This is a genomic window from Nocardioides sp., assembly GCF_036401255.1.
Taxonomy (GTDB): domain Bacteria; phylum Actinomycetota; class Actinomycetes; order Propionibacteriales; family Nocardioidaceae; genus Nocardioides.
Genome location: NZ_DASWVI010000330.1, coordinates 1 through 6,079 on the forward strand (window position 1 = coordinate 1; position 6,079 = coordinate 6,079).

General features: G+C 74.1%; 7 protein-coding genes. All 7 read right to left on the reverse strand.

Annotation, left to right across the window (positions count from 1 at the left end; genetic code table 11):
• On the reverse strand, positions 1-274 hold a 274-nt coding region (locus tag VGD85_RS15380), incomplete at its 3' end, for a hypothetical protein (RefSeq protein ID WP_331064309.1).
• Positions 275-339: 65 nt separating this feature from the next.
• Entirely contained in the window at positions 340-1,113 is a 774-nt protein-coding gene (locus VGD85_RS15385) for a type III pantothenate kinase (RefSeq protein WP_331064310.1), read from the reverse strand.
• A 3-nt stretch (positions 1,114-1,116) separates the two neighbouring features.
• A complete protein-coding gene (gene nadC / locus VGD85_RS15390) occupies positions 1,117-1,989 on the reverse strand; it encodes a carboxylating nicotinate-nucleotide diphosphorylase (RefSeq protein WP_414690821.1) in 873 nt (290 codons plus the stop codon).
• Complete coding sequence (locus VGD85_RS15395; protein ID WP_331064312.1) at positions 1,986-3,632, reverse strand: L-aspartate oxidase; 1,647 nt, start codon at positions 3,630-3,632, stop codon at positions 1,986-1,988. The genes nadC and VGD85_RS15395 overlap by 4 nt, the downstream gene beginning before the upstream one ends.
• A 9-nt stretch (positions 3,633-3,641) precedes the next feature.
• On the reverse strand, positions 3,642-4,061 hold the full coding sequence (gene panD, locus VGD85_RS15400) for an aspartate 1-decarboxylase (RefSeq protein WP_331064313.1): 420 nt from the start codon (positions 4,059-4,061) through the stop codon (positions 3,642-3,644).
• A gap of 3 nt (positions 4,062-4,064) precedes the next feature.
• On the reverse strand, positions 4,065-4,964 hold the full coding sequence (gene panC, locus VGD85_RS15405; protein WP_331064314.1) for a pantoate--beta-alanine ligase: 900 nt from the start codon (positions 4,962-4,964) through the stop codon (positions 4,065-4,067).
• Complete coding sequence (locus tag VGD85_RS15410) at positions 4,961-5,917, reverse strand: Rossmann-like and DUF2520 domain-containing protein (RefSeq protein ID WP_331064315.1); 957 nt, start codon at positions 5,915-5,917, stop codon at positions 4,961-4,963. The genes panC and VGD85_RS15410 overlap by 4 nt, the downstream gene beginning before the upstream one ends.
• Between the last annotated feature and the right edge of the window lie 162 nt (positions 5,918-6,079).

A 6,079-nucleotide genomic window follows, 5' to 3' on the forward strand; every position in this document is an offset into this window, starting at 1 on the left:
CAACGGCGCGCGCGAGCGCGCGGGCCGCGGTCGGGTCGGGGATGTCGGCGCGCACGGCGATGCTGAGGACTCGGGGGTTGTCGAGGCTCCAGGAGGAGGTGGCCTCCTCCACCGAGGACGCGCCCGGGAGCGCGTCGACGGCCTCGACGATCGCCGCGAGCTCGGCGCTGCAGGACTCGCCCGGACACCGGCTCTCCCCCTGGAGGCCGCTGCATCCGGCGAGCACCAGGGCCGCGGCGGCGACGACGGCGGTGCGAGGCGGGCGCGGGCTCATGCGCGGAAGCGTCCCCGGCCCCGCCAGCCGTCACACCGCCCGCACACGGCCTGTGGACGAAGGGTTCAGGAGTTGCGCTCGAAAACCAGCTCGAGGCCGCGCAGCGTCAGCCAGGGTGCGTGGTGGGTGAAACAGCGGCACTCGTCGAGCACGACCGGGGCGAGATATCCGGTCGCGATCACGTGGACGTCGGCGGCGTCGGCGCCGAGCTCGGTGATCATCCGGTCGACAATTCCCTCCACCTGCGCAGCGACGCCGAAGACCATTCCGGACTGGAGCGCCTCGACGGTGTTCTTCGCAATCACCGAACGCGGGCGCAGCAATTCGACTTTGCGCAGCTGCGCGCCGCGTCGGCCGAGTGCCTCCAGCGAGATCTCGATGCCCGGCGAGATCGCTCCGCCGACGTACTGCCCCTGGGCGCTCACGACGTCGAAGGTGGTCGCCGTGCCGCCGAAGTCGACCACGATCGCGGGGCCGCCGTACTCGTGCACCGCCGCGAGCGCGTTGATGATCCGGTCGGTGCCGACCTCGCGGGGGTTGTCCATGAGCACGGGGACGCCGGTGCGCACGCCGGGCTCGACCACGACGTGCGGCACGTCGGCGAAGTGGCGGGTGAGCATCTCGCGCCACTCGTGCAGGACCGCCGGCACGGTCGCGCAGACCGCGATCCCGTCGATCTCCTCCAGTGCCGCGCCGAGCAGGCCGCGCAGCAGTACCGCCCACTCGTCGGAGGTGTTGCGCTCGTCGGTGGCGACCCGCCAGTCCGCGAGCACCGACCCGCCGGCGACCAGTCCGAGGACGGTGTGGCTGTTGCCGATGTCGGCGCATAGCAGGGTCACCGCTCAGCCCTCGCTCAGATCGAGGCCGAGGTCGAAGACCTTCACGGAGTGGGTCAGCGCACCGACGGAGATGTAGTCGACGCCGGTCTCGGCGACCTCCCGGGCCCGGTCGATCGTCAGGCCGCCCGAGGCCTCGAGCGTGGCGCGCCCGGCGGTGATCCGCACGGCCTCGGCCATCGTCGCGCTGTCCATGTTGTCCAGCAGGATCTCGGTGCAGCCGGCCTCGAGCAGCGCCCGCAGCTCGTCGAGGTCGGTGACCTCCACCTCGACCCTGAGGTCGGGGTAGGCGGCCCGTACGGCGTGGTACGCCGGCACCACGCCGCCGGCGGCGACCACGTGGTTGTCCTTGACCATCGCCCGGTCGCTGAGGCTGAACCGGTGGTTGACGCCGCCGCCGCACCGCACGGCGTACTTCTGCAGGGCGCGGTAGGTCGGCAGCGTCTTGCGGGTGTCGAGCACGCGGGCGCGGGTGCCGGCCAGTGCCGCGACCCACTGGGCCGTCGCGGTGGCGACCCCGGAGAGGTGGCTGGCGTAGTTGAGGGCGGTGCGCTCGGCCGTGAGCAGGCCGCGGGTCGGTCCCGAGACGCGCATGACGACGTCACCGGGCTCGACCCGGGCGCCGTCGGGCACCCGGTCGGTGATCTCGACGGTGTCGCCCATGACCTCGTGGAACACCAGCGCAGCGACGCCGAGCCCGGCGACCACGCCGGCCTCGCGGGCCGCGAGGACGCCCTCGCCGCGGGCGTCGGTCGCGATCGTCGCCTCGGACGTGACGTCCCCGCCGGGCAGGTCCTCGGCCAGCGCGGCCCGCACCTGCGCCAGCACCGCGGCCGGGTCGAGCCCGGCCGCGCGCAGCTCCTCGTCGTACGGCGTCACCACAGCTCCAGGGTGGTCGCGCCGTCGTCCATCACGACGTCGAGGTGACCGGAGAAGTGCGCGTCGTCGCGCTCGGGGAAGTCCTCGCGCCAGTGCGACCCGCGGGTCTCCTCGCGCAGGGTGGCGGCGTCGGCGAGGGCGATGCTGATCGTGAGCAGGTTGGTGGTCTCCCAGGACTGCTGGTCGACCACCTCGGCGCGGACGCCGGCGACCTTGTCGAGCAGCCCGGCGGCGTCGGCCAGCCCGTCGGCGTTGCGCAGCACGCCGACACGGGAGGTCATCACCTCCTGCAGGTCGCGGCGTACGCCGCCGGGCACGAGCCCGGGTGTCCGGTCGTCGGGCGCGGGGGCCTGGAACGGCCGCAGCTCGCCGGGGAGGACCTGGGCGATCCGCCGGGAGAAGACCAGCCCTTCGAGGAGGGAGTTGGACGCCAGCCGGTTGGCGCCGTGCACACCGGAGCAGGCGACCTCCCCGGTGGCGTAGAGGCCGGCCACGTTGGTGCGACCCCACAGGTCGGTGCGTACGCCGCCGGACGCGTAGTGGCACGCCGGCGCGACCGGGATCAGCTCGGTCACCGGGTCGACCCCGTGGCTGCGGCAGGTCGCCAGGATCGTCGGGAACCGGCGCTCCCAGAACGCCGCACCCAGGTGCCGGGCGTCGAGCCACATGTGCGGGCGGCCGGTCTCCATCATCCGCCGCATGATCGCCTTCGCGACCACGTCGCGGGGGGCGAGGTCGGCGAGCTCGTGGACGCCCTGCATGAACCGGTCGCCCCCCTCTTCGGGCGGAGCGTCGACGAGGAAAGCGCCCTCGCCGCGGACCGCCTCGGAGATCAGCGGCTGTTGACCGACCGAGTCGGGTCCGAGGTACATCACCGTGGGGTGGAACTGCACGAACTCCAGGTCGCGGAGCACCGCGCCGGCGCGCAGCGCGACCGCCATGCCGTCGCCGGTCGAGACGGCGGGGTTGGTGGTCTGCGAGAACACCTGCCCGAGGCCGCCGCTGGCGAGCACGACGGCCCGGCAGTGGACGGCGCCGACACCGTCGCGCTGGCCCTCGCCCATCACGTGCAGGGTCAGCCCCGCGACGCCGCCGTCCGCGGCGAGCAGCAGGTCGACCGCGAGCGCGTGCTGGATCACCTCGATCTCGGGGGCCCGCTCGATGGCCGCGATCAGCGCTCGCTGGATCTCCGCCCCGGTCGCGTCGCCGCCGGCGTGGGCAATCCGGTCGCGGTGGTGGCCACCCTCGCGGGTGAGCGAGATCTCGCCGCTCGGGTCGTGGTCGAAGTTGGTGCCCAGCGCGATCAGCTCGCGGACCGCCTCGGGGCCCTCGGTCACCAGCACCCGCACCGCGTCCGGGTCGCAGGCCCCCGCGCCGGCCACGAGCGTGTCCTGCTCGTGCTCCTCGGGGGTGTCCTCGGGACCGAGCGCGGCGGCGATGCCGCCCTGCGCCCACTGGGTGGATCCGGCGGCGAGCACGTCTTTGGTGACGACCAGGACCTTGTCGACCTGGCCGCGCAGCCGCAGCGCCGCGGTCAGCCCGGCGATCCCGGAACCGACGACCACGACGTCGGCGGTCGTGGTCCACCCGGGCTCGGGCGCGACCAGGCGGCCGGGGACACGGCGGACCGGGGCGGTGGGCACGGACGCAGGCTACCGCTGGGCCACGGAGTCGCCGCGCACCAGACCGGAACCCTCGACCGCCTCGGCCGGGTCGTAGCCGGTGGCCAGGATCGCGTTGTCGGCGTCCACGAAGACCACGTGCGGCTGGAACTCCTTGGCCTCGGCGGTCTCCATCTGGCCGTAGCCGATGAGGATCACCAGGTCGCCGGGGTGCACCAGCCGGGCCGCGGCGCCGTTGATGCCGATCACGCCGGAGCCGCGCTCGCCGGCGATCGTGTAGGTCTCCAGCCGCGCGCCGTTGGTGATGTCGACGATGTGCACCAGCTCCCCGGGCAGCAGGTCCGCCGCGTCGAGCAGGTCGGCGTCGACGGTCACGGACCCGACGTAGTGCAGGTCGGCCTGGGTCACGGTGGCCCGGTGGATCTTGCTCTTCATCATCGTCCGGAGCATGGCTCACTCACTCGCTTCGCTGGTCGGGGCGGTGCCCAGGGTCAGGGGCAGGTTGTCGATGAGGCGGGTGCCGCCGACCCGGGCGGCGATGAGGATCCGCGCGGGCGTGCCGGGCGGTACGACGGCGGGCAGGGCGCCGAGGCCGGGGTCGGTGATCACCAGGTAGTCAAGGTCGACGCCGGGCGCCGCCCGCAGCTCGGCCCGGGCCGAGGCCAGCGCGACGTCCGCGCCGTACCCGGCGCTCTCCTGCGCCGCACGCAGCGCGCGGCTGAGGGCCACCGCCTGCTGGCGCTGCTCGGGGTCGAGGTAGCGGTTGCGGCTGGAGAGCGCGAGCCCGTCGGGCTCGCGGACGGTCTCGGCGCCGACGACCTCGACGCCGAGGTTGAGGTCGAGGACCATCCGCCGGATCAGCGTGAGCTGCTGGTAGTCCTTCTCGCCGAACACCGCGACGTCGGGGCGGACCAGGCCGAGCAGCTTGGCGACCACGGTCAGCACCCCGCGGAAGTGGCCGGGCCGGATCTTGCCCTCGAGGATCTTGCCGACCGGACCCGGCCGGACCGTCACCTGCGGGTCGCCGCCGGGGTAGACCTCCTCGACGCTCGGGGCGAACACGAGGTCGGCGCCCTCGCGGGCGCAGACCTGGAGGTCGGCGTCGAGCGTGCGCGGGTAGCGGTCGAGGTCCTCGTTCGGGCCGAACTGGAGGGGATTGACGAAGATCGAGACGACCACCGGGCCGCCCCGGTCGCCCACCCGGGCACGGGCGGCCCGGATCAGGCTGGCGTGGCCCTCGTGCAGTGCCCCCATGGTCGGCACCAGGCCGACCGGGCGCCCGCCCGCACGCGCGGACGCGAGCAGGCCGGCGAGCTCCTCGCGGGTGGACGCGAGGACGGGCGTCGAGCTCATCGCCGGCGCGCGGCGGGCCGGTGGGCCGACTGCGCCGACTGCGCCGACTGCGCCGACTGCGCCGACCGTTCGGCGTCCGCCAGGGCCCGCTGGATCGCCGCGGCCCGGATCGGCAGCACCCGCCCGTCGGTCACGACCCGGTCGAGGGTGTCGCGGGCGAGCGCGACGTACGACGGCAGCGTGTGGGGGGCGTTCACCGCGATGTCGGCGAGGTGCGCGCGGACGGTGTTGACGTCGCCGCGCACGATCGGGCCGGTCAGCGCGCTGTCGCCCTGCTCGAGGGCGTTGTCGAGGGCGGCGGCCAGCAGCGGGCGCAGCGTCCCGGCGGGGTCGTCGGAGCCCGCGGCCGCGAGCAGCTCCATCGCCTGGCTCACCAGGGTCACCAGGTGGTTGGCGCCGTGGGCGAGACCGGCGTGGTAGAGCGTGCGCATCTGCTCGGGCACCCAGGTCGTGCGCCCGCGGAGCTCGGCGACGAGTCCCTCCGCCAGGGCCCGCTCGGAGGGCGCCGCGGTGAGGCCGTAGACGCAGCCGGGCAGCCGGTCGAGGTCGAGCGCGGTGCCGGTGAAAGTCATCGCGGGGTGCATCGCGATCACGCGCGCGCCGACTCTCGCCGCGGGCTCGAGAACGGCCAGCCCGTGCCGGCCGGAGGTGTGTACGACGTACTGACCGGGCCGGATGGCGCCGCTGTCGCTGAGCACGGTGACGACGTTGGGCAGCATGTCGTCGGGCACGGTCAGCAGCAGCAGGTCGCAGGAGCGGGCGACGTCGGTGGGCTTCGCGGTGCGCGTGTGCGGCAGCAGGTCCGCGATGCGGGCCCGCGAGGCGTCGGACTCGCCGGCGGCGGCGACGACCTCGTGGCCGGCGGCCCCCAGGCGGGCCGACAGCACGGCGCCGACCCGGCCGGCGCCGATCACGCCCACCCTGAAGGAGTGGGCAGGGACGAAGCTGTCCATGCTCGAACCTTTCGTTCCAGTCCCTCCGACGCCCTCGGGCGAGGGCCGGTGCGGGTACCAGACGTCGTTTCGTGAACCTGTGGTGAACAACGACCAAGGTACGCGGGAGTCCCGCTGCGGCGTAAGAAGTGCCCGATGTGACGTACCCGACGCCCGCGAGGC